This window comes from Corynebacterium sp. CCUG 69979, from assembly GCF_024454095.1.
GTDB lineage: Bacteria > Actinomycetota > Actinomycetes > Mycobacteriales > Mycobacteriaceae > Corynebacterium > Corynebacterium genitalium.
On record NZ_JAGPZA010000001.1, the window covers coordinates 221,528 to 244,816 of the forward strand.

The window sequence follows — 23,289 nt, forward strand, 5'->3', positions numbered from 1 at the left end:
CTAGGCGGTAAATCGCGCTACCGTCAAACTGACCGTACCGTCTCCAAATTGTTATGAAAACGTGTCTTATTGAATTCGTAAACATTTCTCAGCCAGGATGCTCGGCTCTGGCCGGTTCCAACTCGCCAGGGTGCTTCTTGAACAGTGTTCAATCATTGCTCTAAGCTGGCATTGAATACGGACCGATTGGAGACAGATACATGCACGACATTCTCGCAGTGGCACGGGAGAAAGCTCTCGAGAACGGGGAGGGACTGGGCGAGCAAGAGGTGCTTGCTGTCCTGAACGCTGAAGACGATCACCTTACTGAGCTGCTGGGCATTGCTCACCAGACACGCATCAAGCACTGCGGTGTGGATGTCTCGCTCGAGGGCATCATTTCGCTGAAGACCGGTGGTTGCCCAGAAGACTGTCATTTCTGTTCCCAGTCGGGCTTGTTTGAGTCCCCGGTGCGTGCGGTCACTCTCGACATCGCGGAGTTGGTGGAGGCCGCGAAACAGTCAGAGAAAATGGGTGCGTCCGAGTTCTGCATTGTCGCGGCGGTGAAAGGGCCGACGCAGAAACTCTTGGACCAGGTCGCCGAAGCGATCGTGGCTATCACGGACGAGGTGGACATTTCCATATCAGCGTCATTGGGCATCCTCACCCGCGACCAAGCCCGCCAACTGCGGGAAATGGGCGTGAGCCGCTACAACCACAACCTTGAAACGGCCCGCTCCTTCTTCACCAACGTGGTGACCACCCACACCTGGCAAGAGCGCAAGGACACGCTTGAGCACGTGCGCGCAGAAGGGATGGAGACCTGCTGCGGCGGCATCATCGGCATGGGCGAAACCCTCGAGCAGCGCGCGGAGTTCGCAGTTCAGCTCGCCTCCGTCGAGCCGGAGGAAGTCCCGTTGAACTTCCTCGACCCGCGCCCCGGCACGCCATTTTCGGACCGCCCACTCGTTCCGCAGGGAGAAGCATTGCGCATGGTCGCAGCAATGCGGCTTGCGATGCCGCGCACACAGTTGCGGTTTGCAGGCGGCACTGAGCTTGCGCTTGGCGACGACGGAACCGAAGCCGGTCTCCTCGGCGGCGCCAACGCCATCATCGGAGGGAACTACCTGACCACCTTCGGCCGCCCGATGGAGCGCGACCGCGATGCCGTCGACCAGGCCATGGAGGCCGGTGCGAAACCTGGAATGAAACCGGGTATGAACATAGGCATCACACCGGTCGGGCAGAAGCGCAACTCCGGCAACGGTGCACTCTACGACACCCTCACGGCGTTGTAGATGAAAATTCCCGACAACGACGAGCTGGCTAGCGCAGTGCTCTCTGGCGAGGTCGCGCTGCCGGCTGACCCTGCCCGGCCGTACGACGCGCCGCGGATCTGCCCCTTATGCCAACGGCGCATGGTGGTGAAGATCAGCCCGATGGGGTGGGCGGCAGCCTGTTCGCGCCACGGGGAGCTGCGCTCGGAGTGGTTAGAGCGTTGAACGCCGAAAAAGCCCGCCACTTTCATGGGAGCGATTCCCTCGTGGCGGGCTTTAGGGTGGTTAACGGATGAGCCGCGGGGCGCGCGCGATCGAGAAGGCCGAAGCTGCCGTCGCGATGAGTGTCGCGACTGCAATAGTGAGCAATCCTGTGTAGGCAGGGGGAATCGACACGAATTCTCCCCCGATCTCCCTCGTGCTGTAGGCCATGATGGCCACGTTGCAGAACACTGCGGCGGCAACGGCGGCTATCGCGGCGACGATTGGAAGCCAGCGGTACTCGGTTTTCGCTGCGAGACCCGCCCCCACGCCGATCAGGCAAGTAAGGAAAAGGAATGCGAAGGTGACAGCGAACGTGGCCATGATCGTCCCGGCGTTCTGGGCGGCGGCGTCGAGCAGATATGCCTCCCCGTTCCTGGTTCTCCATTCGACGGGGTCGTTGCTCACCACGAGGAATGCGTCATAGGCCTTGTAGTAGGGGTTTTGTTCCTGGTTCACTACCGATGAAGCGGTCGTGACCGCAGCGAGTACTCCGGACACTGCCGCTGCGGTGGCTGCGGCAGACTTCAGCCACGTGCGGAAGCTCGTGCCCAGTTGGTTCATCGCTGGCCACTGCATCGCCCCGATGGTGAACAGGGCCACTAAACCGAGTCCGCCGAAGACGGTCCACACAGTCCCGTCGCCCGCGTAGAAGCGTCCGAGGGGTACTGCAGCGACAAGCGCGGCCAAAGCGAGCAGATAGGTGTAGCTAGAGAATGGGCTCAAGAACAGTTTCATGGCTGGGCCTTTCGGGTCGTTGCTTCGGAGGTTGCGGCGGGAGCGGGAGTCGTTGCCAGGATGTCGAGGAGCTGTGCATCGTCGGGATACTCGACGCTTAGCCCTGGCATGGAGTCCAGATCTAAAGGTGTTTCGGCGAGTGTGACCCGCGCGGTGGGGCCGAGGGTCGACCGGGTCAGCTCACCGTAGCGTTCAGCGAGCGCGTTCACGTCCTTGATGGGGCCGGTGACGGTGGGGAAGGAGGTGCGGAGATCGTCGATAAGCATTGGCTCGCTGATCTCATGCTCGAACGCTTGAATGACGTGCGTGGCCAGGCCAGCGAAGTCTTCAGTGCGGTGAGAGGCCATGACGATCGTGCGGTCGGTGTTCTCTGCGAGGTAGGCGATGAGGTTCTCCCGGGCGGTGCGGCGCGAGGTGACGTCGAGGCCGTCGAAAGGTTCGTCAAGAAGCAGTAGTGGCGCGTCGACGGCGAACGCGAGATTGATCGTGAGCAGGCGGCGTTGGCCGACGGAAAGGTCGCTGAAGCGGGAGGACTCCTGCACCTTGTCCGGGAGCGATACCGAACTCAGCTTCCTGATCGTGGTGGCGGCGCGAAGATGATCCGCCACGGTGCGGCCAGCGAAGTGGATGTCTGAACCGGCGGGAACGAACGCCGCATCCGGGCCAATGAGGCTGTGGAGGAAGTGGGTCTTGCCCGCGGCGTTGGGGCCCACGAGGGCGTAGAAGCCGGGGGAGAGGGGAAGTGTCGGTGTCATGATCGGCGCTCCTTAGCAATCAAATCAGTCAGCTCATCAGCGGAAATGCCTAGTTGGTCCGCTTCCCGCAGGAGCGGGCGGATGAAGGTAGCGGCAAAGGCGTCGCGCCGGGTGCGCAAGACCTGGTCACGCGCAGAATCCTTGACGAACATGCCAAGACCCCTGCGTTTTTCCACCAAGCCGTCGTTGAACAGCTCGGTTAGGGCTTTTGCGGAGGTGGTCGGGTTGACGGAATAGAACTGCGATAGCTCGTTGGTGGATGGGACTCTTTCGCCCGGCGGATAGGTTCGGGATGCTATGTGATCACGGAGTTCGTCCGCGATCTCTTGGTATAAGGGTTTGCCACTCATGTGGGTAACCATATGACCCAGGGGCCTAAAGGTCAAGAAAAAATCCCCACCAGCCGCATGGGCGTGAGGTGGGGAGTGCGGAACGAGCAGGTCAGCCTGTTGGCGACTACCTCTTCGGGGCGAGGAAACCGATGTGGCGGTAAACGCTGTCAAGCAGCGGCGCTGCGACCTCGCGTGCGCGCTGTGCGCCCTGAGCCAAGATCTCCTCGAGCTGAGCGCGGTCGGCCATGAGCTCGTCGTAACGCGCGCGCAGCGGGGTGGTGAACGCTTCGAGCACGTCGGCGGTGTCGACCTTGAGAGCGCCGTAACCCTGGCCGTCGTACTTGGCCACGAGCGTGTCGATGCTCTCACCCGTTAGGGCAGACTGAATGGCCAGCAGGTTGGACACGCCCGGCTTCGTCTCCCGGTCGAAGGCGATAACGCCGTCGTCATCGGTGACCGCGGACCTGATGCGCTTGGCGGAGGTCTTCGGCTCATCCAGCAGGTTGATGATGCCCTTCGGGTTCGAGCCCGACTTGCTCATCTTCGCCGTCGGTTCCTGCAGGTCGTAGATCTTCGCCGAGCCTTCCGGAATGAAACCCTCCGGGACAACGAAAGTCTCTCCGAAGCGGGAGTTGAAGCGCTCCGCTAGCGTGCGGGTGAGCTCGAGGTGCTGGCGCTGGTCCTCGCCGACGGGCACGAGGTGCGGGGAGTAGAGCAAAATGTCTGCCGCCATGAGCATCGGGTAGGTGAACAAGCCGACGGACGTGCGGTCTTGTCCCTGCTTTGCCGACTTGTCCTTGAACTGCGTCATGCGGCTAGCCTCGCCGAAACCGGTCAAGCACTGCAGCACCCACGTCAGCTCCGCGTGCTCCGGCACATGCGACTGCACAAACAGCGTGGACTTCTCCGGGTCAATGCCCAGCGCAATGAGCTGCGCACAGCCAGCGATGGTGCGGGTGCGCAGCTCCTCAGGGTTCTGGTCCACCGTAATGGCGTGCAGGTCCGGAATGAAATAGAACGCGTCGTAGGAGTCCTGCAGGTCAATCCACTGCTTGAGCGCACCAAGGTAGTTGCCCAAGTGGTAGGAGTCCGCAGTGGGTTGAATGCCGGACAGGACGCGTTGCTTTTCATCGTGAGTGCTGGAGCCAGTCATGTGGCCTAATCCTACTCAGCGCATGAAAACCGGGTGATCTCGCGTGCGCCGGAATACCCTACGGGAGACATTTGCACGCTACTGTGGGAGACCGATGTCATCACACCCTGTCGTGTACCCCTGAAAGGAACAATGACGCATGGCCACCTCCACTTCGCCCCGCACGGGCTTCACGGATGAGCAAGGGATCGAGCGCGCCCACCCGACCCAGCAGGACGAAGGGTTGATGGGGGACGTCAAGGAGAAAGCTCCTGTCGTCGGCCACGCGATGCGGATGAACGAGCGCTTTGGGGCCAACGGCGGCAACCAGTTCGCTGCTGGCATCACCTACTTCTCGGTGCTGTCGCTCTTCCCGCTGGCTATGCTGCTGTTCGCGGGCCTTGGTTTCTTCCTGGCAGCGCGCCCGGACCTGCTGGATCAGATCACCGAGCAGATCACCAACTCAGTCGAGGGTGAGGCCGGTGAGATGATCAACAGTGTCGTTGAATCCGCGATCGATCAGCGCGGCGCCGTTGCCGGCATTGGTTTGCTGACCACCCTCTGGTCTGGCCTGAGCTGGATGAACCACTTGCGCGCCGGCATCAGCGCGATGTGGAACCTCGATGCCAATGAAGGCGGCAACTTCGTGATGAAGAAGTTCTGGGACCTGATCGCCCTGATCGGGCTGCTCGTGCTGTTCATTGTTGCGTTTGCGGTCACCGCCATCGGTGCGTCCAGCTTCACGTCCACGCTCATGGAGCGCCTGGGCATCGGCGACTTCCCGGGTGCACGCTTCCTGGTCTGGCTGGTCGGTTTGGCCGTCGGTGTCCTGGCGAACTTCCTGGTGTTCTGGTGGATGATCGTGTTCATGCCGCGCACCAAGGTGCCGATGCGCGCGGGCCTGAAGGGCGCACTGATCGGCGCGATCATTTTCGAGCTGCTCAAGCAGTTCTCCACCGTGGTCATCGGTTCCGCCACCGGCAACCCGGCCGGCGCCATTTTCGGCCCGATCATCTCGCTCATGGTCGTGCTGTACCTGGTCTGGCGCATCGTCTTGTACGTCTCCGCCTGGACGGCCACGTACCAGGAATCCCTGGCGCTTGAGGAGCCGAACGTTCCGGAACCCGCCGTGATCAACATCCGCGCCGGCGTCAGCGACGAGGACAACACTGGGCGCAACATCGGCATCGGTGCCGCGATCGGTGCGATTGGTGTGGCAGCGGTTTCACTGCTCACGCGCTAGCTGCTTATCGACGGCGCGACCGTACCGACAACCACGTCCCCACGGCCGCCAGTACGAGCCCTCCGACGAACACAGCCGCGGCCTGCCACGGAATTCCAGTAGCGGCGAAGCGCCCAGTACGTGAGTCGGTGCCGGTTTCGTCTGTGATGGGGGTGCCGGTTTCTGTGGGGTTGGCGGTGGCGTCGTCAAGCGATGCGACAGCCTCGGACGAGGTGAACCTGTAGCTTTCGTGCAGCAGCCGCTGTGCCTGCTCCCACGCGCGCGCCTCGTCCGCGGTGGTGTCTAGGACGACCGCCATGAGCCTGCGCCCGTCGCGGTCAAGTGCGCCGACGAAGGTGTGGTGTGCGTCATCGGTGTAGCCGGTCTTGCCGCCGATGCCGTCCGGGTCGTTCAAGTAGAGATGGTTGTCGTTGTAGACGTCGAACGGTTCGAAGACGGTGCCGTCTGCTGCGGTGTAGCCGGGGAAGGGGTACATCTCCGTTTTGATGATGTTCGCGAACGTGTCGTTCTCGTACGCGACCCGGTACGCCAGACCCATGTCCCACGCGGAAGTGGACATGCCGGGCGCGTCGAGGCCCGAATAACTCGCGGCGTAGGTGTCCTTCAGATTGAGCTCGCGGGCCTTCGCGTTGATCTTCTCCAAGGTGGCTTGATCCCCGCCGAGCTCTTGGGCGAGGGCGTGGGAGGCATCGTTGCCGGACACCATGAGCAGGCCGTGCAGCAGGTCATTGATAGTGTACGCGCCGCCGGCGCCGATGCCGACGGCGGAGCCCTCCTGACCGGCGGATTCTTCGCTGACCGTGACCTTCTTGTCCAAGGGAAGCTCGTCAATAGCAACGAGCGCAAGCAGCACCTTGATGATGGAGGCCGGCCGGTAGCGGCCATGCGGGTCCTTCATCGCAATGACATCGCCCGTATCGACGTCCGCCACCATCCACGCCGCGGACACCACCGCTTCATCGACCGTGAAGCCGTCCGGCGTGATGTACCCGCACGGGCCGTCGTAGGTCACCGGCAGCGGCGTCGGCGACGCACTGCCCGGCGCCACGCGTTCCGACGTGCTCACCGGCTCCGGCGGCACCGTCGCCTGGGGGCAGTTGTCCGTGTCCGGGGCTTTCTCGCGCGAGGGAGGGGTGTACTCGGTTTCCGTGACCGTTTCGGTGACGGTGGCGTCGTTCACGGCCTGCCCGTCGTAGCCGAACAGCCCGTCCTGAGCGGCGGCGAACGGGACTGTCAGGGGTGCTGCCGCAATGGACGCTGCGGCAAGAGCAGCGGCGGTGCGGGGCGCGGCATGTGAGTACGTCTTCATCGTCAGCCAAGTGTAGGCCGTGAGTTGATGGTCCTGGCGGTTGCCCGCACCGAAGCTGAGCCTAACCTCAAAAATACTGCCTGACCTGCAGTTAGTAAGTGCTTGCTTGCTTGCGCCCCAAGTTGGCAGCGGGGTAGACCTTGAAGCATGAAGACAACCGAAAGCACGAACGCCGATCACTCTGCGGACGAATTCCCGGAAGTCGAGGTGGAAACCCACGGCATGGGCGAGAAACTGAACCGTCTGCGCGCAGCCGTCCTGGGCGCGAACGACGGCATTGTCTCCGTCGCAGCCGTGGTCGTCGGCGTTGCCGGAGCGACGTCGAGCATCCGTGAGATCTCCACTGCCGGTATTGCGGCGCTCGTCGGTGGCGCGATCTCCATGGCGCTAGGGGAGTACGTCTCCGTCTCCTCCCAGCGCGATGCCGAAAAGGCCGCGATTGAGACCGAACGGAAACTGCAAGAAGCTGACCCGGATGCAGAACTCACCCATCTGGTGCAGGCCTACAAGAACTCCGGCCTGTCCGAGGAAACAGCTATCGCAGTGGCACGGGAGCGTACCGCCCTCAACCCGCTAGCCGCCCACTTGGAGATCCACTACGGCATCGACGAGGAAGACATTGTCAGCCCCTGGTCGGCCGCGATCGCGTCGTTCTTGGCGTTCTTCGTCGGCGCGGTTGTGCCGCTCATCGCCATCGTGCTCGCCCCGGCATCAGTGCGCGTTGCGGTCTGTGTGGCCGTGACCTTGGTGGCTCTGGCGGTTACCGGTGCGATCTCCGCGAAGCTCGGTGGCGCGAAGGCCAACCGGGCAGTAGTCAGGCTCGTCGTCGGCGGCGGGCTGGCGCTGGCCGCGACCTTCCTGGTGGGCATGCTCTTCGGCACCACGGTTGGCTAAGCGCAGACCCGTTGGGTTCGGGGCGCAGACCTGGTAAGCGGATTTAGATTGCATCGTTGTCTCGGCAACGAAATCTGACCTGGGGTTTTGGCGCTACATAGAGCGCTCAATGTGAACGAAATCTTGGGGGCCCAGGACGCCCCTAGAGCCGCGCGCTCAGCCCGCCCGCGTGAGAACCTAGAATTTGGAGAACCTCTTGACCAGCATCTCCTCGAGCTCCTTCCACGCTTCCGCCTTGTCGGTGAACGGGGCGGATGGCACGTAGCCGGCGGCCTCGGTGGAGCCCATCATGTAGGCGAGGTAGTCCTGCATGCGCGGGTTGGACAGCAGGAAGGAGTTCAGGGAGTCGTCCTTGGCCCAGTCGGCAGCGTCAGCCATGAGCTCGTAGGCCTTGGTCATCTGCTGGGTGTCTACAGCATCGACGCCCTTTTCAATGTCGGTGGCGATGCCGTTGAGGGAGTAGGAGTTGTCGGCGTGGACATCGACCTCGAGTTCGCCGGCGTTGGCAAGCGTCATGATGTCTTCCCAGGTGGACACGCCTGCCAGGTCGTGGTCGTCATTATCGACGATCCAGCGCAGCAGGTGCTTGGCTGTGGGGAAGGTGAAGATCTCCCCGTACTTGCCCAGGAACACCGGAGCGCCACCCACGTACGTGCGCAGCGTGTACACGCCTTTGCCCTGGACGGTCATCTTCACCGGGTCGATACCGGCATCGGCCCAGGGAGAAACGTCGTACGGGTCGGCGGCGGCGCGGGTTTCCTCGGCTTCCTGCTCCGCCTTGGCGCGTGCCTCTTCACGGGCAGCGGTGGCGGCGGCGATGCTCTCGCCCGCCTTCTCCACGCGCGTGGAGTCCAAGTCCTCGTTCTCCACCACGCGCACAGCGCCGTCGAGGGATTCGACGACGTCTTTCCAGTTGGTCAGCACTGCACGGCCAACACCGGTCCACTCGTCCATCCCGTTGGGGCCCGAGTAGTGCTCGTGCCCGCGGTGAATGTTGTTCAGGATGGAGTGGGACGCGAAGAAGATGGATGCGGTCTCGGCGCCCGCGACGTCGGCAAGCGAACGCGAAATCTGGAACACGCGCGAGGCGGCGGAGACGTTTTCGTGGCTGGGGCGGCCGGCCAGGAAGTGGGGTAGGCCGATGATGTCGTACTCGTTCTTCTCCGCGGGCACGACGCGGTCGTCGCCGCGCGCCTGGAACGCGTCCCACTGGGGGTGATCTGCCAGGTCGTGCTCGGCGTGGTCCTCGAGGTACACCAGCAGCGCTTCGGGGCTGGTGAACGCCAGAATGTCATCCTTGTCGCCGAAGAAGGCCTGCCACTCGGAGCCGCCCTGGCGCCATGTGGGAGCCCAGAGGGTGTAGAAGTCGCCGTGGGTCAAGGAGATTTTCACCGGCAGAATTGCACGCGTCGTCATGGGCAATCACTTTACCTAGGGTCATGCCGTCGGTCGCCAGAACCCCTTGAACGGCATGCCGATGTTTTCTGTGCGGACCGGGTTCATTTGCACCGGATCGCCAGCTTCAACCATCATGCCGTCGCCGGCGTACATAGCCACATGCCCGGACCACACCACAAGGTCGCCGGGTTGTAGCTCTTCATAACTGACTTGTTGTCCCACCGCCTGGTTCTCCGCAGTGCGCGGGATCTCCACCCCGGCCTGCTTGTACGCCCACGACGTCAATCCCGAGCAGTCGAATCCGCCCGGTTGCGATCCGCCCCACACGTAGGGCGTTCCCATCTGCGATTTCGCCGCTTCCACGGCTGCGCGCCCGGCGGCACTGCCTCCTTCACTCTCCCCATCGGGAGGTGCCGTGTCGCCAGCCGGAGGTGGAGGAACTTCGGCGGATGCTGCGGCCGGCGCAGTCTCCGGGGCGTCTGCCAGTTCGCGGAGTTCCTGTTCCGCCGCCTGCGCTTCCGGCGGTGCGACAAGCGGCGGGCGTTCCAACGCGCGCGCCACCACCGTGTCCAGGCGCTCAGTGAGAGGAGCGAGGTCTTGCTCGAGTTGCTCCACACGCTTGACGACGTCCACCAGCGCCTCTCCCACCAACCCCGCCATCCGCCCTATCGCCATAGGGGCGGTGAGCGGAAACATGGCTCCGAGCGCGAACGGGGCGGCGTCAGTGAGGAAGCGTTGCCCGATCATGACGATGTCCGCGGAGGCCGTAGCGACATGCGGTACTGCCTCGCGCACAGCGGCGTCGATTGTTTCACGGTCGGCGGTGAGCGCTGTGGCGGCGTTGTTGATCGTGCTCGGGTCCGCCCCGACAATCTCCGCCAGTGGTGTTACCGAGGTGAAGTCGGGTGTTGCGGGAAACGACATATGCGGTAGCTGCTCTGGAACGGCCTGCATGATCGCGTGGATGCCCTGTTCAATCTGCGAGGCCCAGGGCGCCGTGCGTGTCGGGGACAGAAGTTCGTTCAAAAGTTGCGTCATTGCTGGATTCTCCCGAACGCGTCGCCGGTGGCCCAGTCGGTTCGCTCAGCTGCCGTGACCAGCGTATCCATAGTGCCTGCGGTGCGGCGGGCTTCGGCGGCGAGGAGTTCGGCCTGATGGTTCGCGGCATCAACGGCGGCAGATAAGGCCGCCGCGAATCCGGCGACGGGGCCGGTCGTGGGTAACGGCGGGAGGGTGGTGGGGGTGGTCGAAGAAGCGTCGTTAAGCAAGCGCTCGATGTGGCTGCGTGCGGTGGGCGGATCCAAGATGAAAGTGTGCATGCCATGTTGGACTGCTTTTGACCCGCTTTCGGTTCCCTGCAGCGCGAAATTTCTGGTTAGCATGTCGAATATGCAGATCACAGTGATCGACCACCCGCTGGCCACCGCGCGTTTGACTAAGCTGCGCGACGCGCGCACCAACAACTCCGGTTTCCGCGCCGCGTTGTCGGACTTGGGCGCAATGCTCATCTACGAGGCGTCCCGCGCGCTGGAGGCCGAGACATTCGACTGCATCACCCCTGTTGGCACCGCCGTAGGTACGCGGTTGAAGAACCCGCCGATCATCGTTCCCGTCATCCGCGCCGGGCTGGGGTTGGTGGATCCGGCGCTGTCGATGATCCCGGACGCGCAAGTCGGCTTCATCGGGCTGGCGCGCAACGAAGAAACGCATGAGCCCGTGCCGTACCTCGAAGCGCTTCCCGACGACTTAGCGGGCCAACCCGTCTTCCTCGTCGACCCCATGCTGGCCACCGGCGGATCGCTCGTGCACGCGATCAACCTGCTCACCGACCGCGGCGCCGACGACATCACCGTGATCACCGTCGTCTCCGCACAGCCCGGCGTGGACCGCATTGCGGAGCTGGACGCCCCGATTCGACTGGTCACCACAGCGATCGACCCGGGGTTGAACGAGGACGCGTACATCGTGCCGTGCCTGGGCGACGCCGGTGATCGGTTGTACGGCCCGCGCAACATCGATCTGTAGTAGTCTCAGAGCGGAAACAATCGATGGGGGATCGGTAAAGGGGGGCACCACCGTGAGCGATGCCAGCGCAGCTAGCGGGGCCAGCGAGAACAGCGAAATCTTGCCGGACGCCAAATGGGCGAGCTACGGGTACAGCCTGTCCGCGCGGCTGAAGTCGGTGCGCACCATGCGCGGCGTGAGCCAACAGCGCCTGGCTGACCTGTCCGGACTTTCGCGCAGCCAGGTGTCCAACTTAGAGCGCAACCACAACAACAGCCGCCGGTCCAACGACCCGAACTTGAGCACGATCTACCGCCTGGCGTACGCGCTGCGCGTGCCGCCCGTGCTGCTTCTGCCAGGCGCCGGGGAAGAAGTGGGGGAGATCTGCTGGGACAGTTTCGGCCCGCAGGACGTCAGCGCGCTCAACCTGGAAATTCTCTGGCCAGCCCGCCCCGAGGACACCCGGCCGTTCGCGCTGTAGAAGCCGGCCAACCCCAACTGTCTGTACAGCTTGGTCTAGTACTACACTTCCACAGGTACCTGTCGCACTGTCGTGCATTGTCCGGGAGGGTTGTTCCGTGGAAAAAGTGGGGTTGTCGGCCCAGATTGACTCGTGGTTTGCCGCGCACCGCGACGAAGTCATTCAGTGGCGTAGGCACCTGCACTCTCACCCAGAGGTCTCCCACCACGAGATTGACACCACCCAGTTCATCGCTGAGCGTCTCCGCGAGCGCGGCTTGGAGCCGCACCTGTTCCCGGAGACCGGACTGTACGTCGACATCGGGCCGCAGAGCGACGAAAAGCTCGCCTTCCGCGCCGACATTGATGCCCTGCGCGTCGAGGAAACCACCGGCTTGCCGTTCGCGTCGCGCACCCCGGGTGCCTCCCACTCGTGCGGCCACGACGTGCACACCGCGATCTCCCTGGCGCTGGCGTGCGCGCTGGCGGAGATTGACGTGCCCTTTGGCGTGCGCGTCATCTTCCAGCCGGCGGAGGAAGTCATGGACGGCGGCGCGCCCGACGTGATCAAGTGGGGTGGTCTCGATGGCGTGGCCTGCATTTATGCCGTCCACGCGGAGCCGAAGCTGCGCGTCGGCCAAATCGGCGTGCGCACCGGGGCGATCACCTCGGCCGCCGACGTGCTGCGCATCAACGTCACCGGCCCCGGCGGCCACAGCTCGCGCCCGCACCTGACTAACGACATCGTCTACGCCCTGGGCAGCCTGGTCACCCAACTGCCGGCGCTGCTGACCCGCCGGATCGACCCGCGCACCGGCACCGTGCTGGTCTTCGGGCAGATCGAAGCCGGTTTTGCCCCCAACGCCGTGCCGAAAACAGGTCGCGTGTCCGGCACGATCCGCACCCAGGACATTGCGACGTGGCGCACGCTTGAGCCGCTCATGAGCGAGCTTATCGACGCGATCATCGCCCCGACCGGCTGCTCCCACGAGCTCGCCTACACCCGCGGTGTGCCGCCCGTGATGAACGACGACGTGGCTACTGCCGCTCTCGTCGAAGCGGTGCGCAGCGTCGACCCCCATGCCATCGTCCAGGCCCCGCAGTCCAGCGGCGGCGAAGACTTCTCCTGGTATCTCGAGCAGGTGCCCGGCTCCATGGCGAGGTTGGGGTGCTGGCGCGGCACCGGTAAGAAGTACGACCTGCACCAGGGCGACATTGACATCGACGAACGCTGCATTGACGTGGGCGTGCGCCTGTTCGGCACCATCGTGGAACGCTTCGCGGATTCGGACCGGGGGCCCACCGGCGCGTGATGGCCTTCGTGGCTACAGTGGTCTAGCGAGAATCTGACCGTTCGCAATTCGCTTTTCGCAACAGGAGTTTTCGCATGTCCAAAAAGATCGTGATCATCGGCGGCGGCCCCGGCGGCTACGAGGCTGCGTTGACTGCGAGCCAGTACGGCGCGGACATTACCCTGATTGAGGCGCTCGGCATGGGTGGTTCGGGCATTCTGCGCGATGTGGTGCCGTCGAAAGGCTTCATCGCCGGCACGAACATCAAGACGGACCTGCGCCGCGCAGACGCCATGGGTCTGCGCCACGGCTTGGGTCAGGTCGATCTGTCCATTCCTGCGCTGAACAACCGCGTTGTCGCGCTCGCCTCTGAACAGTCCCGCGACATCCGCGCCCAGCTTGAGCGTTCTGGCGTGCGCATGGTCAACGGCCGCGCCCGCTTCGCGTCCGAGCAGGCGGGCCACACCACCCACCGCGTCAAGGCGGAGCTTGCCGACGGCACAGAGGAAACCTTCGACTGCGACATCGTCCTCATCTCTACCGGCGCTTCCCCGCGCGTCCTGCCGAAGGCGAAGCCCGACGGCAAACGCATTCTCAACTGGCAGCAGATGTACGACCTCATCGAGACCCCGGAGCACCTCGTCGTGGTCGGTTCGGGCGTGACGGGTGCGGAGTTCGTCTCCGCCTACGCTGAGCTGGGCGTGAAGGTGACCATGGTGGGCTCGTCCGACCGCATCCTGCCGCATGACGATGCTGACGCCGCTGACGTCCTCGAATCCGTCCTATCCAACCGTGACGTCACCCTGGTCAAGGATGCCCGCGTGGAGAGCGTGGAGAACACCGGCCAGGGCGTCATCGTGCGCACCAGCGACGGCCGCGAGATCGAAGGCTCCCACTGTCTGATGTCCATTGGTTCGGTGCCGAACACTAAGGACCTCATGCTCGAGTCCCAGGGTGTGGACGTCACCCCGTCTGGCCACATCCACGTCGACCGCGTCTCCCGCACCAACATCTCGGGCATCTACGCCGCCGGCGACTGCTGTGACCTCATGCCGCTGGCATCGGTAGCTGCAATGCAGGGCCGCATCGCGATGTATCACGCGCTGGGGGAGGGCGTGGCACCGCTGCGCGTGCGCACCGTCGGCTCGGCCGTGTTCACCCGTCCCGAGATCGCCGCTGTCGGTATCACCGAGGCGGAGATCCGCAACGGCGACTATGACGCCGACATTATCAAGCTGGACCTGCCCACCAACCCGCGCGCCAAGATGCGCTCGTTGAAGACTGGTTTTGTGAAGATCTTCTCCCGCAAGGGTTCCGGCCAGGTGCTCGGCGGCGTCATTGTCGCCCCGACCGCGTCCGAGTTGATCCTCTCGCTCACCATCGCGGTGACCAACAATCTGACCGTTGCGGACTTGGCCAACTCGATGGCGGTCTACCCCTCCTTGTCGGGTTCGATCACGGAGGCGGCGCGCCGGTTGGTGCACAAGACCGACCTCAACTAGCGGCCGTTCGCCTTTCACAGTTCGCCTTTCACGCCGACCTGCGGGTTTGTCCGTCGGCGAACCGCGATAGGCGAACCATGAAAATCGAACCCGGCCCGGCCAAGAAAACCCGGCCATTCCTCTGTGCGAAATTATTAGTTCACGCATACTAAGCGCACGAACTCCCGGCTGTCCGGCGTTGTCGGCGCAGCCCCACCCGAAGCGCTTGAGGAGGCCCGCTCACCATGATCAACCACAAGGTGCGCACGCACCGATCCGCCGAAAACTTCCCGTATGAGGAACACCTGGCCTACAAGGTCGCCCAGGTCGCCGCTGATCCGGTAGAAGCACCGGCGGATACGATGGAGGTGATCATCAACCGCATCATCGACAACGCCGCGGTGGCGGTGGCGTCGGTGGTGCGCCGGCCGGTCACATCCGCACGTGTGATGGCGCAGGCGCACCCGGCAAGCCAGGCTGCAGGGGAGGGGGCGAAACTCTAAGGAGTATAAAAACGCTTGGCGCGGGGGGGAGTATAAGGAGTATAAAAGGCTGGTAGGCCTGGTAGGTGGCGTGTGAGAGGAGATCATCGTGGCTAACCCGTTCATTCCGACATTCGGTGTCTCGCCGATGGTCTTTGCCGGCCGCGCGAGCGTCGTGTCGTCCTTCGGCCGCGGGCTCGACGGCGGGGTCGGCGACCCGCGCCGGGTGCTGCTGCTGAGCGGCCCGCGTGGCATCGGCAAGACCGTCACCCTCAACGAGCTTGAAGACGAAGCGAAACGCCGCGGCTGGGTCGTGCTCCGGGCCCACCCCAACGCGGTGGTGCATCCCCTGGTGGACACCGTCATCCCGCAAACGCTGGCCACGCTCCGTGAGCGGCCGACCGTCAAACGGCGCATCACCGGGATCAGGGCCAGCGGGTGGGGCATCGAGACGGAAGTGGACACCAGCCGCAAACCGTCTGCGTCGCTCATCTCCTCGCTCAACGAGCTCTCGCGTGAACTCGGCCCGGGCAGCGGCATCCTCATCACCGTCGATGAGGTGCAATCGGCCGACCCGGAGCAGTTGTGGGAGCTCACGGCGGCGATCCAAGACCTCATGCGCGACAACCACAACGTCGCCTTCGCCGCGGCGGGGCTGCCGGAAGGAATCGGTGCGCTGCTGCAGCACCCGGGCACGACGTTCCTGCGGCGCGCGCAGCACGCGAACCTCGGGCCCATGACCCCGCAGGACGCCGCCGACGTGCTGGTCCAAACCGCCGCAGAAGGCGGGGTGAGGTTCAATCAAGGCGCGCTCGACGAGGCAGTGCAGCTCACCCGCGGCTACCCGTACCTGGTGCAGCTCGTCGGCTTCCACCTCTTTGAGCGGGCGGCAGCAGGTGGCAGTGTGGTCGAGTCGAACGACACGCTCGCTGTGACCCCGGACGTGCTGGAAACACTCGGGCAGCTCGTGCATGAGCCGGCGCTACGCGGTGTCCCGCCGAAGCAGCATGAATTCCTTGTGGCTATGGCTCAGGTGCAGCACGGCAACGAGGCTGTCTCCGTCAGTGACATCGCCGATGAACTGGGTGGAACCTTGCAATCGCAGTCGATGGCGCGCAAGGCGCTGCTCGACCGGGAGCTGATCTACAGCCCGCGGCGCGGGTTCCTCAACTTCACCATCCCGCATATGGGGTACCACCTGGACAATGAGGGGATCAAGGACACCGGTTGGGACTAGGATCGGGAAGACAGTCCATTCTTTACCGATCCAGGGAGACGAAACCCCACCATGACCACCCCGCAGACGACGAGCCTCCCCGATCCGACAGATCTTCCCACCTTCTCCAAGGTGCTCGTGGCTAACCGCGGTGAGATCGCCGTGCGCGCCTTCCGTGCCGCCGTGGAGACCGGCGCGAAAACTGTCGCCGTGTACCCGCGCGAAGACCGCCACTCCTTCCACCGCCCGTTTGCGGACGAGGCAGTGCTGATCGGCACGGAAGGCCAGCCGGTCAAGGCGTACCTCGACATCGAGAGCATTATCGACGCCGCGAAGCAGACCGGCGCCGACGCGATCTACCCCGGCTACGGCTTCCTGTCGGAGCGCGCAGAGCTGGCGCGCCGCTGCCGCGAAGAGGGCATCAAGTTCATTGGCCCGTCCGCGGAAACGCTCGACCTGACCGGCGACAAGGCCGCTGCAGTCCAGGCCGCCGAGCGTGCCGGCCTGCCCACGCTGAAGGACTCCGAGCCATCCTCTGACCCTGCTGAGCTGGAAAAGTTCGCTGAGGACTTCGAGTTCCCCGTGTTCGTCAAAGCGGTTGCGGGTGGCGGGGGACGCGGGATGCGTTTCGTCGAAAAGCGCGAGGACCTGGCTGCACTGGCAGCAGAAGCCAGCCGCGAAGCGGAAGCCGCATTCGGCGACCCGGACGTCTACATCGAGCGCGCCGTGATCAACCCGCAGCACATCGAGGTGCAGATCATGGCTGACGCGCACGGCAACGTGGTGCACCTGTTCGAGCGCGACTGTTCCGTGCAGCGCCGCCACCAGAAGGTCGTCGAGATCGCGCCCGCGCAGCACATCACCGAGGAGCAGCGCCAGCGCATCTGCCAGGACGCGGTCAACTTCAGCAAGGAGATCAACTACGAAGGTGCCGGCACCGTCGAGTTTCTTGTCGACGAAGCCGGCAACCACGTCTTCATCGAGATGAACCCGCGCGTGCAGGTCGAGCACACGGTGACCGAGGAGGTCACCGGCATCGACATTGTGAAAAACCAGATGTACATTGCCGCCGGCGCCACCTTGGACGCGCTGCACCTGCGCCAGGAAGAGATCTCGGTCTACGGTGCGGCCCTGCAGTGCCGCATCACCACCGAGGACCCGAAGAACGGCTTCCGTCCCGACGCAGGCACCATCACTGGTTACCGTTCGCCGGGCGGTGCGGGCGTGCGTCTCGACGGCTCCGTGGCCGTCGGCACCGAAATCACCCCCAACTTCGACTCGCTGCTGGTGAAGATGACCTGCCGCGGCCGCACCTTCCAGGTCGCTGTCGACCGCGCGTTGCGGGCACTCAAAGAGTTCGCCGTGGACGGTGTGTCCACCAACATCGGCTTCCTGCGCGCGCTGCTGAGCGAGCCGGACTTCCGTTACCAGCGCATCAACACCGGCTTCATCGCCGACCACCCGCTGCTTCTCGACGCCCCATCTGCCGACGACGATGCCGAGAAGATCCTCAACTACCTGGCCACCGTCACGGTGAACCAGCCGAACGGGCCGTGTCCGTCGACGCTGCAGCCGTCGAAGAAGCTGCCGCCGCTGGACTATGGTGAGCTGCCGCGCGGTTCCCGCGACGACCTGCTCGAGCTCGGCCCCGTCAAGTGGGCGGAGAAGCTGCGCAACCAGACCGCGCTGGGCGTGACTGAGACGACGTTCCGCGATGCGCACCAATCGCTGCTGGCCACGCGCGTGCGCACGAACACGCTCGTCGCCGCGGCAAAGCACGTCGGCCACCTCACCCCGGATCTGGTGTCGGTGGAGGCGTGGGGCGGGGCGACCTTCGACGTCGCCATGCGCTTCTTGCACGAGTCGCCGTGGATGCGTCTCGACGAGCTGCGCGAGGCGATGCCCAACGTGAACATCCAGATGCTGCTGCGCGGGCGCAACACCGTCGGCTACATCCCGTACCCGGAGTCCGTCACGCGCGCGTTCGTGAGCGAGGCCGCCTCCAGTGGCATCGACATCTTCCGCATCTTCGACGCGCTTAACGACGTCTCCCAGATGCGCCCGGCCATCGACGCCGTCCTGGAAACGAACACAACGGTCGCCGAGGTCGCCATGGCTTACTCCGGTAACCTGCTCGACCCTGCAGAGGACATCTACACCCTCGACTACTACCTGCGACTGGCCGAGGAGATCGTTGAGACCGGCGCCCACGTCCTGGCGATCAAGGACATGGCTGGCCTGTTGCGCCCGGCGGCTGCCGCCAAGCTGGTCACTGCGCTGCGGGAGCGTTTCGACCTGCCCGTTCACGTGCACACCCACGACACCGCAGGCGGCCAACTGGCCACCTACCTGGCGGCGGCGAACGCTGGTGCCGACGCTGTGGACGTCGCCTCCGCGCCGCTGGCAGGCACGACCTCGCAGCCGTCCATGTCGGCGCTTGTGGCCGCCTTTGCCAACACCGAGCGCGACACCGGCATCCCGCTGCAGGCTGTCTCCGACATGGAGCCGTACTGGGAGGCAGTGCGCGCCGTCTACGCGCCGTTCCAATCCGGCATTCCCGGCCCGACCGGTCGGGTGTACAAGCACGAAATCCCCGGCGGCCAGCTGTCCAACCTGCGCACTCAAGCCAGGGCCCTGGGCCTGGCCGACCGCTTCGAGCTCGTCGAGGACTACTACGCCGGCGTCAACGAGATCCTCGGCCGCCCCACGAAGGTGACGCCGTCGTCGAAGGTCGTCGGCGACTTGGCCCTCTACCTCGTCGGCGCCGGTGTCACCCCGGAAGAGTTCGCGGAGAACCCGCGCAAGTACGACATTCCCGAGTCCGTCATCGGCTTCCTGCAGGGCGAGCTGGGTACCCCGCCCGGCGGCTGGCCGCTGCTGCGCGAGAAGGCGCTGGCCGACCGCGCGCCGGTGGACCGCACGGTGCAGGTGCCCGACGACCTCGTAGCCGAACTCGCTGCAACGGACGGCGAGGCGCAGAAGCGCCGCCGCGTCGCCCTGGACAAGCTGCTCTTCCCGAAGGAGTACGAGTCCTACCTGGAGCACCGCCGCCTTTACGGCATCACCGACCAGCTCGGCGACAAGGCCTTCTTCTACGGCCTGGAAGAGGGAAAGGAAGTGATGATCTACTACGGCGAGATCGACTCGAAGCAGACGCCGCTGGTCGTGCGCCTGGACGCGATGAGTGAGCCGGACGAGAAGGGCATGCGCCAGGTCATTCTCACCGTCAACGGCCAGGTCCGCCCGATGACGATCCGTGACGAGAACGCAGAGTCCACCGTCGCCGACGCTGAGAAGGCCGATCCGGGCAACCCGAACCACGTCGCCGTCCCGTTCGCCGGGGTGGTCACCATCACCGCGAAGGTGGGCGACACGGTCAAGGCGGGCGACCCGATCGCCACGATCGAGGCGATGAAGATGGAGGCGGCGATCTCCGCGCCGCACGACGGCACCGTGGAGCGCCTCGCGTTCACCCAATCGACGAAGGTGGAAGGCGGCGACCTCGTGGCTGTGGTCACCGCGGGCAGCTAGATGATTCTGCGCTCCCGCGCCTTATCGACGGCCGCCGTGCGGTTATCCACGCCCAACTTCGCATAGATGTGGATCAGGTGAGTCTTCACCGTCGCCTGGGAGATGAACAAGGCCTCGGCGATTTCTCGGTTGGACATGCCGGTCTGCAGGGCTTTGAGCAGTTCGATCTCACGGCCGGATAGCGCCTCGTCCGGCTTGAGCACCCGCTCGGCGAGCACGTTGGCCACTTGCGGGGACAGGGCGCGCTCGCGCTGGGCGGCGGCGACGACGGCGTCGTGCAGCTCGTCCTCCGGCGCGTCTTTGAGCAGGTAACCCATCGCGCCGGCTTCCACGGCCGCAACGACGTCCGCCTGGGTGTCATACGTGGTCAAGATGAGCACCGGCGGCCCGCCCTCAGCCACGAGCCGGCGGGTCAGTTCGATCCCGTCGACGCCGGGCATCTGGATGTCGCTGACCACCACATCGACGTCCGCCGGGACCTCGGCCGTGCCGTCGGAAGCCTCGGCGACGACGTCAATGTCGCCGAATGAGTTGAGGACGGCGCGCAGGCCGGCGCGGACGATGGGGTGGTCGTCGATAAGCATGACGCGCATTAGGCTCCTTCCAGCGGCAGCGATGCTGCGAGCACGTTGCCTTCGACGGTGAGATCGCCGCCGGCTTCTTCCACACGCGCACGCAGCCCTTTCAGCCCGTAGCCTTCCGGCCCGGTGATGCCGCGGCCGTTGTCGTAAATGTCGACGGTCGCGTGCGCCCCCAGCTTATCCACCGTCACCACCGTCAGCGTCGCCCCCGCATGCTTGACGACGTTACTCAGCCCCTCCCGAACCACCCGCTCCACCACCGAAGCGACCGGCTCCGGCAGGTCGACCGCGTCCACGCGGACCTCCAGGGGAGTGCCGAGAGCCTTCTGGCGGGCTTCAGCGGAGCGGGCGAGACGCTCGATGCGCGCGGTCAGCGTTTCCCCGGCACCAGGGCCATTTACCGCCCCCACGCCAGCCCCGGTGCCGCCTGCCGAGTTGCCGGTGACGAAACGGCGGGCCTCCGCCAAATTGTCGGCAGCTGTGTCGTGAATGATGGCGAGGGTGTCGCGGGAGGGGGCGTCGCTAAGCTGCTTGTCCAGCGAGCGGGCGAGCAGCACGATCGAACTCAACCCCTGCGCCATGGTGTCGTGGACCTCGCGCGCCAGGCGCGCGCGCTCCTCCGCACGTCCTGCCTCGTGCTCGGCGGCGGCGAGCTCCAACTGCGCGGCCCGAAGATCCGCGGCGACCTGGCGGTAATGCTCCGCCTCCGCACGCAGCGCGCGGTACGCGTGCACGATGCCGACCGCCAACACCGTGCCGATCGTCGGGCCGATCAACCCGCCCACCCCGTTCGCCGGGACCGTCACCGACAGCGTGAACGCCAACAACCCCGCCGTCACGGCGATGCCCCACCACGTCGGCAGCACAAAGCACGCCACCATCACCAGTGGGAACTCCAGCCACACGAACGACGGCGACAGCAACGCCAGCGCCACCCACACCGCAATGACCACCGCCAGCCACACCGCCGCCTGCGCCTGCGTGTACGCGCCACCGCGGTTCTGGTGCACCGTGCCGAACAAGTACACCGCCGCGAATGTGCCCGCGGCAGCGACAGTGAGCCAGTCCCGCGTACCTGCGAGACCGACAACCAACAGCACAGCCACCAACACGTGCAAGCTCACGCGCAAGGTGGCCAGAATCCGGTGCGACGTCATGCGCGCCACCCTATCCGCTTGCTGGCGCATGCTTGATCAACCGATCGGTTGACCGCGTTTTCAACCACCCGCCCGATGTCTAGTCGTGCAGGTCAGCGCCACAATTGAGGCATGTTCGTGGGAATCAGAGAAATCAGGAAAGCAAAGGGGCGCTTCGGGCTCATCGTGGGCGCCGTCGCGTTGATCACCCTGCTCGTCGCTGTGCTCACCGGGCTGACGTCGGGCCTGGGCAAGCAGAACACGTCCGCGCTCGAGCCGCTTGCACCGCAGTCCGTCGTTTTCGAGGATCCGTCCGAGCCGTCGTTCACCACCTCGCGCGTTGAGGCGGAGGCGGGCACGGAACCGCTCGGCACGGGTCAGACCCTTATGCAGGTCGACGGCGGCGACGAAGAATCCGTCGCCGTGCTCTCCCTGCCGCGCGGCACCACGTTGCCCGGGGGAGAGGTCTTGGGCGACGGAGTGGTTGCGTCCGAGTCGCTGGGCCTTTCGCGTGACGACGCCCTGCGCCTCGGGTCCGCCACCACCACCGTCGACGCCGTGACCGAGGACCTCCACTTCTCCCACACCCCGGTGCTGTGGGTGCCCACCGAAACGTGGCAGGAGGCCTTCCATACCGACGCCGACGGCACCGTGCTGCTGTCCAACGACCCCGACCGCGCCGACGGCGTGTCCCTCAAAGAATCCTTCCAAGGCTTGGCGGCGTACTCCTCCGAGCAGGGCTCGCTGAAGATGATCCAGGGCTTCCTCTACGCCATCGCCGCGCTGGTCATCATCGCCTTCCTCACCGTGTGGACGATGCAGCGCACCCGCGACCTGGCCATCTTGAAGGCCATCGGCGCCTCCAACACGTACTTGCTCAAAGACGCGCTCGGCCAGTCGGCTGTGCTGCTGCTCGTCGGCGTGCTCATCGGCGGGCTGGCGGCCTTCAGCATCGGCCTGGCCATGGCCGGCACCGCGCCGTTCACCCTGTCGGCGTCCGTGATCGGTGTGCCCCCGGTCGCCGTGTGGCTCCTAGGCATGGCCGGCGCCCTGCTGGCCACCCGCTCGATTACCAAAGTCAACCCCCAAAGCGCACTCGGAGGTGTCGCATAATGCTCGAACTCACCAACGTCACCGTGTCCTTCCAGGACGGCGAAGAGCGCCGCACCGTCCTGGACAACATCAACTTCACCGCGCAACCGGGCCAGCTCACCTTCATCGTCGGCGAATCCGGCTCCGGCAAGTCCACGCTGCTGTCCGTCGCAGCCGGGTTGATCACCCCGGACTCCGGCACCGCCACCTTGAACGGCCGTGAGGTCAACGACGCTGTGCGACGCGACCGCATGGGCATGATCTTCCAGCAGGCCAACCTGATTAGCGCCCTCAACGTCCGCGACCAGCTGCTGGTCACCGACCACATCCGCGGCATCAAACCCCGTAAGGACCGCGCGGATGAGCTGCTGGCCACCGTCGGTCTCGACGGCCTCGGCGACCGCGACATGCAGGCCCTCTCGGGTGGCCAGCGCCAGCGCGTCGGCATCGCGCGGGCCTTGATGGGCTCCCCGGAGCTCATCCTGGCCGACGAGCCGACTGCCGCCCTCGATTCCGACCGCTCCCATGAGATCGTCTCCCTGCTGCGCCGGCTTGTCGACGAGCATGGCGTCGCCTGCGGGTTTGTCACCCATGACCGCTCGCTCATCTCCACCACCGATGAGGTCTTCGAGATGGACGAGCACACCCCAGCCTTCGCCTAACTTCGCTTAACTCTGTTGTCAGGCACGCCAGCTAG

General features: G+C 64.9%; 22 protein-coding genes and 1 pseudogene. 13 read left to right on the forward strand and 10 right to left on the reverse strand.

Annotation, left to right across the window (positions count from 1 at the left end; translation table 11 throughout):
* The first annotated feature begins 200 nt into the window (after window positions 1–200).
* On the forward strand, window positions 201–1,277 hold the full coding sequence (gene bioB / locus KBX18_RS01095) for a biotin synthase BioB (protein WP_255994482.1): 1,077 nt from the start codon (window positions 201–203) through the stop codon (window positions 1,275–1,277).
* Window positions 1,278–1,481, forward strand: a complete 204-nt coding sequence (locus KBX18_RS01100; RefSeq protein ID WP_255994483.1) for a hypothetical protein — start codon at window positions 1,278–1,280, stop codon at window positions 1,479–1,481.
* Window positions 1,482–1,541: 60 nt separating this feature from the next.
* Here KBX18_RS01100 and KBX18_RS01105 read toward each other — a convergent pair whose 3' ends face one another.
* The 4 genes from KBX18_RS01105 to trpS all read right to left on the reverse strand — a co-directional run bounded on the left by KBX18_RS01105 (window position 1,542) and on the right by trpS (window position 4,495).
* On the reverse strand, window positions 1,542–2,255 hold the full coding sequence (locus tag KBX18_RS01105) for a hypothetical protein (protein WP_255994484.1): 714 nt from the start codon (window positions 2,253–2,255) through the stop codon (window positions 1,542–1,544).
* Window positions 2,252–3,010, reverse strand: coding sequence for an ATP-binding cassette domain-containing protein (locus tag KBX18_RS01110; protein ID WP_255994485.1), 759 nt, complete (start codon window positions 3,008–3,010; stop codon window positions 2,252–2,254). The genes KBX18_RS01105 and KBX18_RS01110 overlap by 4 nt, the downstream gene beginning before the upstream one ends.
* The gene (locus KBX18_RS01115; RefSeq protein ID WP_156774774.1) at window positions 3,007–3,360 is read right to left on the reverse strand and encodes a GntR family transcriptional regulator; all 354 of its coding nucleotides are present in this window, start codon (window positions 3,358–3,360) and stop codon (window positions 3,007–3,009) included. Before KBX18_RS01115 ends, KBX18_RS01110 begins: the two co-directional genes overlap by 4 nt.
* A gap of 106 nt (window positions 3,361–3,466) precedes the next feature.
* A complete protein-coding gene (gene trpS / locus KBX18_RS01120; RefSeq protein ID WP_255994486.1) occupies window positions 3,467–4,495 on the reverse strand; it encodes a tryptophan--tRNA ligase in 1,029 nt (342 codons plus the stop codon).
* Between the two features lie 139 nt (window positions 4,496–4,634).
* Between trpS and KBX18_RS01125 the strand changes: the two genes are divergently transcribed.
* The gene (locus tag KBX18_RS01125; RefSeq protein WP_255994487.1) at window positions 4,635–5,717 is read left to right on the forward strand and encodes a YhjD/YihY/BrkB family envelope integrity protein; all 1,083 of its coding nucleotides are present in this window, start codon (window positions 4,635–4,637) and stop codon (window positions 5,715–5,717) included.
* 4 nt (window positions 5,718–5,721) lie between these two features.
* Here the strand turns inward: KBX18_RS01125 and KBX18_RS01130 are convergent, their stop codons facing one another.
* The gene (locus KBX18_RS01130) at window positions 5,722–7,026 is read right to left on the reverse strand and encodes a D-alanyl-D-alanine carboxypeptidase family protein (RefSeq protein WP_255994488.1); all 1,305 of its coding nucleotides are present in this window, start codon (window positions 7,024–7,026) and stop codon (window positions 5,722–5,724) included.
* A 147-nt stretch (window positions 7,027–7,173) separates the two neighbouring features.
* Between KBX18_RS01130 and KBX18_RS01135 the strand changes: the two genes are divergently transcribed.
* The gene (locus KBX18_RS01135) at window positions 7,174–7,920 is read left to right on the forward strand and encodes a VIT family protein (RefSeq protein WP_255994489.1); all 747 of its coding nucleotides are present in this window, start codon (window positions 7,174–7,176) and stop codon (window positions 7,918–7,920) included.
* A 177-nt stretch (window positions 7,921–8,097) separates the two neighbouring features.
* Here KBX18_RS01135 and KBX18_RS01140 read toward each other — a convergent pair whose 3' ends face one another.
* Genes KBX18_RS01140 through KBX18_RS01150 form a run of 3 tightly spaced genes read right to left on the reverse strand, consistent with a single transcriptional unit; the run spans window position 8,098 to window position 10,637 of the window.
* Entirely contained in the window at window positions 8,098–9,336 is a 1,239-nt protein-coding gene (locus KBX18_RS01140; protein WP_255994490.1) for a hypothetical protein, read from the reverse strand.
* A gap of 21 nt (window positions 9,337–9,357) precedes the next feature.
* A complete protein-coding gene (locus KBX18_RS01145; RefSeq protein WP_255994491.1) occupies window positions 9,358–10,356 on the reverse strand; it encodes a C40 family peptidase in 999 nt (332 codons plus the stop codon).
* Window positions 10,353–10,637 (reverse strand): hypothetical protein, encoded by a 285-nt coding sequence (locus KBX18_RS01150; protein ID WP_040423413.1) that lies wholly within the window; start codon window positions 10,635–10,637, stop codon window positions 10,353–10,355. Before KBX18_RS01150 ends, KBX18_RS01145 begins: the two co-directional genes overlap by 4 nt.
* Window positions 10,638–10,707: 70 nt before the next feature.
* Here KBX18_RS01150 and upp point away from each other — a divergent pair, with 70 nt between their 5' ends.
* The 7 genes and pseudogenes from upp (at window position 10,708) to KBX18_RS01185 (ending at window position 19,783) form a co-directional block, all read left to right on the forward strand.
* Window positions 10,708–11,343 (forward strand): uracil phosphoribosyltransferase, encoded by a 636-nt coding sequence (upp, locus tag KBX18_RS01155; RefSeq protein ID WP_255994492.1) that lies wholly within the window; start codon window positions 10,708–10,710, stop codon window positions 11,341–11,343.
* 52 nt (window positions 11,344–11,395) lie between these two features.
* Window positions 11,396–11,803, forward strand: coding sequence for a helix-turn-helix domain-containing protein (locus KBX18_RS01160; RefSeq protein ID WP_005286363.1), 408 nt, complete (start codon window positions 11,396–11,398; stop codon window positions 11,801–11,803).
* A gap of 106 nt (window positions 11,804–11,909) precedes the next feature.
* On the forward strand, window positions 11,910–13,094 hold the full coding sequence (locus KBX18_RS01165) for an amidohydrolase (protein ID WP_255994575.1): 1,185 nt from the start codon (window positions 11,910–11,912) through the stop codon (window positions 13,092–13,094).
* 74 nt (window positions 13,095–13,168) lie between these two features.
* The gene (locus tag KBX18_RS01170) at window positions 13,169–14,575 is read left to right on the forward strand and encodes an NAD(P)H-quinone dehydrogenase (RefSeq protein ID WP_255994493.1); all 1,407 of its coding nucleotides are present in this window, start codon (window positions 13,169–13,171) and stop codon (window positions 14,573–14,575) included.
* Between the two features lie 224 nt (window positions 14,576–14,799).
* Window positions 14,800–15,039: pseudogene (locus tag KBX18_RS01175) on the forward strand (MmgE/PrpD family protein); the annotation flags it as partial.
* A gap of 106 nt (window positions 15,040–15,145) precedes the next feature.
* Window positions 15,146–16,273 (forward strand): ATP-binding protein, encoded by a 1,128-nt coding sequence (locus KBX18_RS01180; protein ID WP_255994494.1) that lies wholly within the window; start codon window positions 15,146–15,148, stop codon window positions 16,271–16,273.
* 51 nt (window positions 16,274–16,324) lie between these two features.
* Window positions 16,325–19,783: a pyruvate carboxylase gene (locus KBX18_RS01185; RefSeq protein ID WP_255994495.1), complete on the forward strand. Its 3,459-nt coding sequence runs from the start codon at window positions 16,325–16,327 to the stop codon at window positions 19,781–19,783.
* On the opposite strand, the gene KBX18_RS01190 is transcribed toward KBX18_RS01185, so the two are convergent.
* Window positions 19,780–20,376 carry a response regulator transcription factor gene (locus KBX18_RS01190; protein ID WP_255994496.1) on the reverse strand — a complete coding sequence of 199 codons (597 nt, stop codon included), beginning with the start codon at window positions 20,374–20,376 and terminating at the stop codon, window positions 19,780–19,782. The genes KBX18_RS01185 and KBX18_RS01190 overlap by 4 nt on opposite strands.
* Complete coding sequence (locus tag KBX18_RS01195; RefSeq protein ID WP_255994497.1) at window positions 20,376–21,521, reverse strand: sensor histidine kinase; 1,146 nt, start codon at window positions 21,519–21,521, stop codon at window positions 20,376–20,378. The genes KBX18_RS01190 and KBX18_RS01195 overlap by 1 nt, the downstream gene beginning before the upstream one ends.
* 111 nt (window positions 21,522–21,632) lie before the next feature.
* On the opposite strand from KBX18_RS01195, the gene KBX18_RS01200 reads away from it, so the two are divergent.
* Both KBX18_RS01200 and KBX18_RS01205 read left to right on the forward strand, forming a co-directional pair.
* Window positions 21,633–22,613: an ABC transporter permease gene (locus KBX18_RS01200; protein WP_255994498.1), complete on the forward strand. Its 981-nt coding sequence runs from the start codon at window positions 21,633–21,635 to the stop codon at window positions 22,611–22,613.
* Window positions 22,613–23,254, forward strand: a complete 642-nt coding sequence (locus KBX18_RS01205; RefSeq protein WP_255994499.1) for an ABC transporter ATP-binding protein — start codon at window positions 22,613–22,615, stop codon at window positions 23,252–23,254. The genes KBX18_RS01200 and KBX18_RS01205 overlap by 1 nt, the downstream gene beginning before the upstream one ends.
* The last annotated feature ends 35 nt before the right edge of the window (window positions 23,255–23,289 follow it).

Excerpts from the sequence above, each read along its gene's own strand:
- bioB (WP_255994482.1), top strand. The coding sequence starts at position 201 with ATGCACGACATTCTCGCAGTGGCACGGGAGAAAGCTCTCGAGAACGGG.
- KBX18_RS01100 (WP_255994483.1), top strand. The coding sequence starts at position 1,278 with ATGAAAATTCCCGACAACGACGAGCTGGCTAGCGCAGTGCTCTCTGGC.
- KBX18_RS01105 (WP_255994484.1), bottom strand. The coding sequence starts at position 2,255 with ATGAAACTGTTCTTGAGCCCATTCTCTAGCTACACCTATCTGCTCGCT.
- KBX18_RS01110 (WP_255994485.1), bottom strand. The coding sequence starts at position 3,010 with ATGACACCGACACTTCCCCTCTCCCCCGGCTTCTACGCCCTCGTGGGC.
- KBX18_RS01115 (WP_156774774.1), bottom strand. The coding sequence starts at position 3,360 with ATGAGTGGCAAACCCTTATACCAAGAGATCGCGGACGAACTCCGTGAT.
- trpS (WP_255994486.1), bottom strand. The coding sequence starts at position 4,495 with ATGACTGGCTCCAGCACTCACGATGAAAAGCAACGCGTCCTGTCCGGC.
- KBX18_RS01125 (WP_255994487.1), top strand. The coding sequence starts at position 4,635 with ATGGCCACCTCCACTTCGCCCCGCACGGGCTTCACGGATGAGCAAGGG.
- KBX18_RS01130 (WP_255994488.1), bottom strand. The coding sequence starts at position 7,026 with ATGAAGACGTACTCACATGCCGCGCCCCGCACCGCCGCTGCTCTTGCC.
- KBX18_RS01135 (WP_255994489.1), top strand. The coding sequence starts at position 7,174 with ATGAAGACAACCGAAAGCACGAACGCCGATCACTCTGCGGACGAATTC.
- KBX18_RS01140 (WP_255994490.1), bottom strand. The coding sequence starts at position 9,336 with ATGACGACGCGTGCAATTCTGCCGGTGAAAATCTCCTTGACCCACGGC.
- KBX18_RS01145 (WP_255994491.1), bottom strand. The coding sequence starts at position 10,356 with ATGACGCAACTTTTGAACGAACTTCTGTCCCCGACACGCACGGCGCCC.
- KBX18_RS01150 (WP_040423413.1), bottom strand. The coding sequence starts at position 10,637 with ATGCACACTTTCATCTTGGATCCGCCCACCGCACGCAGCCACATCGAG.
- upp (WP_255994492.1), top strand. The coding sequence starts at position 10,708 with ATGCAGATCACAGTGATCGACCACCCGCTGGCCACCGCGCGTTTGACT.
- KBX18_RS01170 (WP_255994493.1), top strand. The coding sequence starts at position 13,169 with ATGTCCAAAAAGATCGTGATCATCGGCGGCGGCCCCGGCGGCTACGAG.
- KBX18_RS01185 (WP_255994495.1), top strand. The coding sequence starts at position 16,325 with ATGACCACCCCGCAGACGACGAGCCTCCCCGATCCGACAGATCTTCCC.
- KBX18_RS01190 (WP_255994496.1), bottom strand. The coding sequence starts at position 20,376 with ATGCGCGTCATGCTTATCGACGACCACCCCATCGTCCGCGCCGGCCTG.
- KBX18_RS01195 (WP_255994497.1), bottom strand. The coding sequence starts at position 21,521 with ATGACGTCGCACCGGATTCTGGCCACCTTGCGCGTGAGCTTGCACGTG.
- KBX18_RS01200 (WP_255994498.1), top strand. The coding sequence starts at position 21,633 with ATGTTCGTGGGAATCAGAGAAATCAGGAAAGCAAAGGGGCGCTTCGGG.
- KBX18_RS01205 (WP_255994499.1), top strand. The coding sequence starts at position 22,613 with ATGCTCGAACTCACCAACGTCACCGTGTCCTTCCAGGACGGCGAAGAG.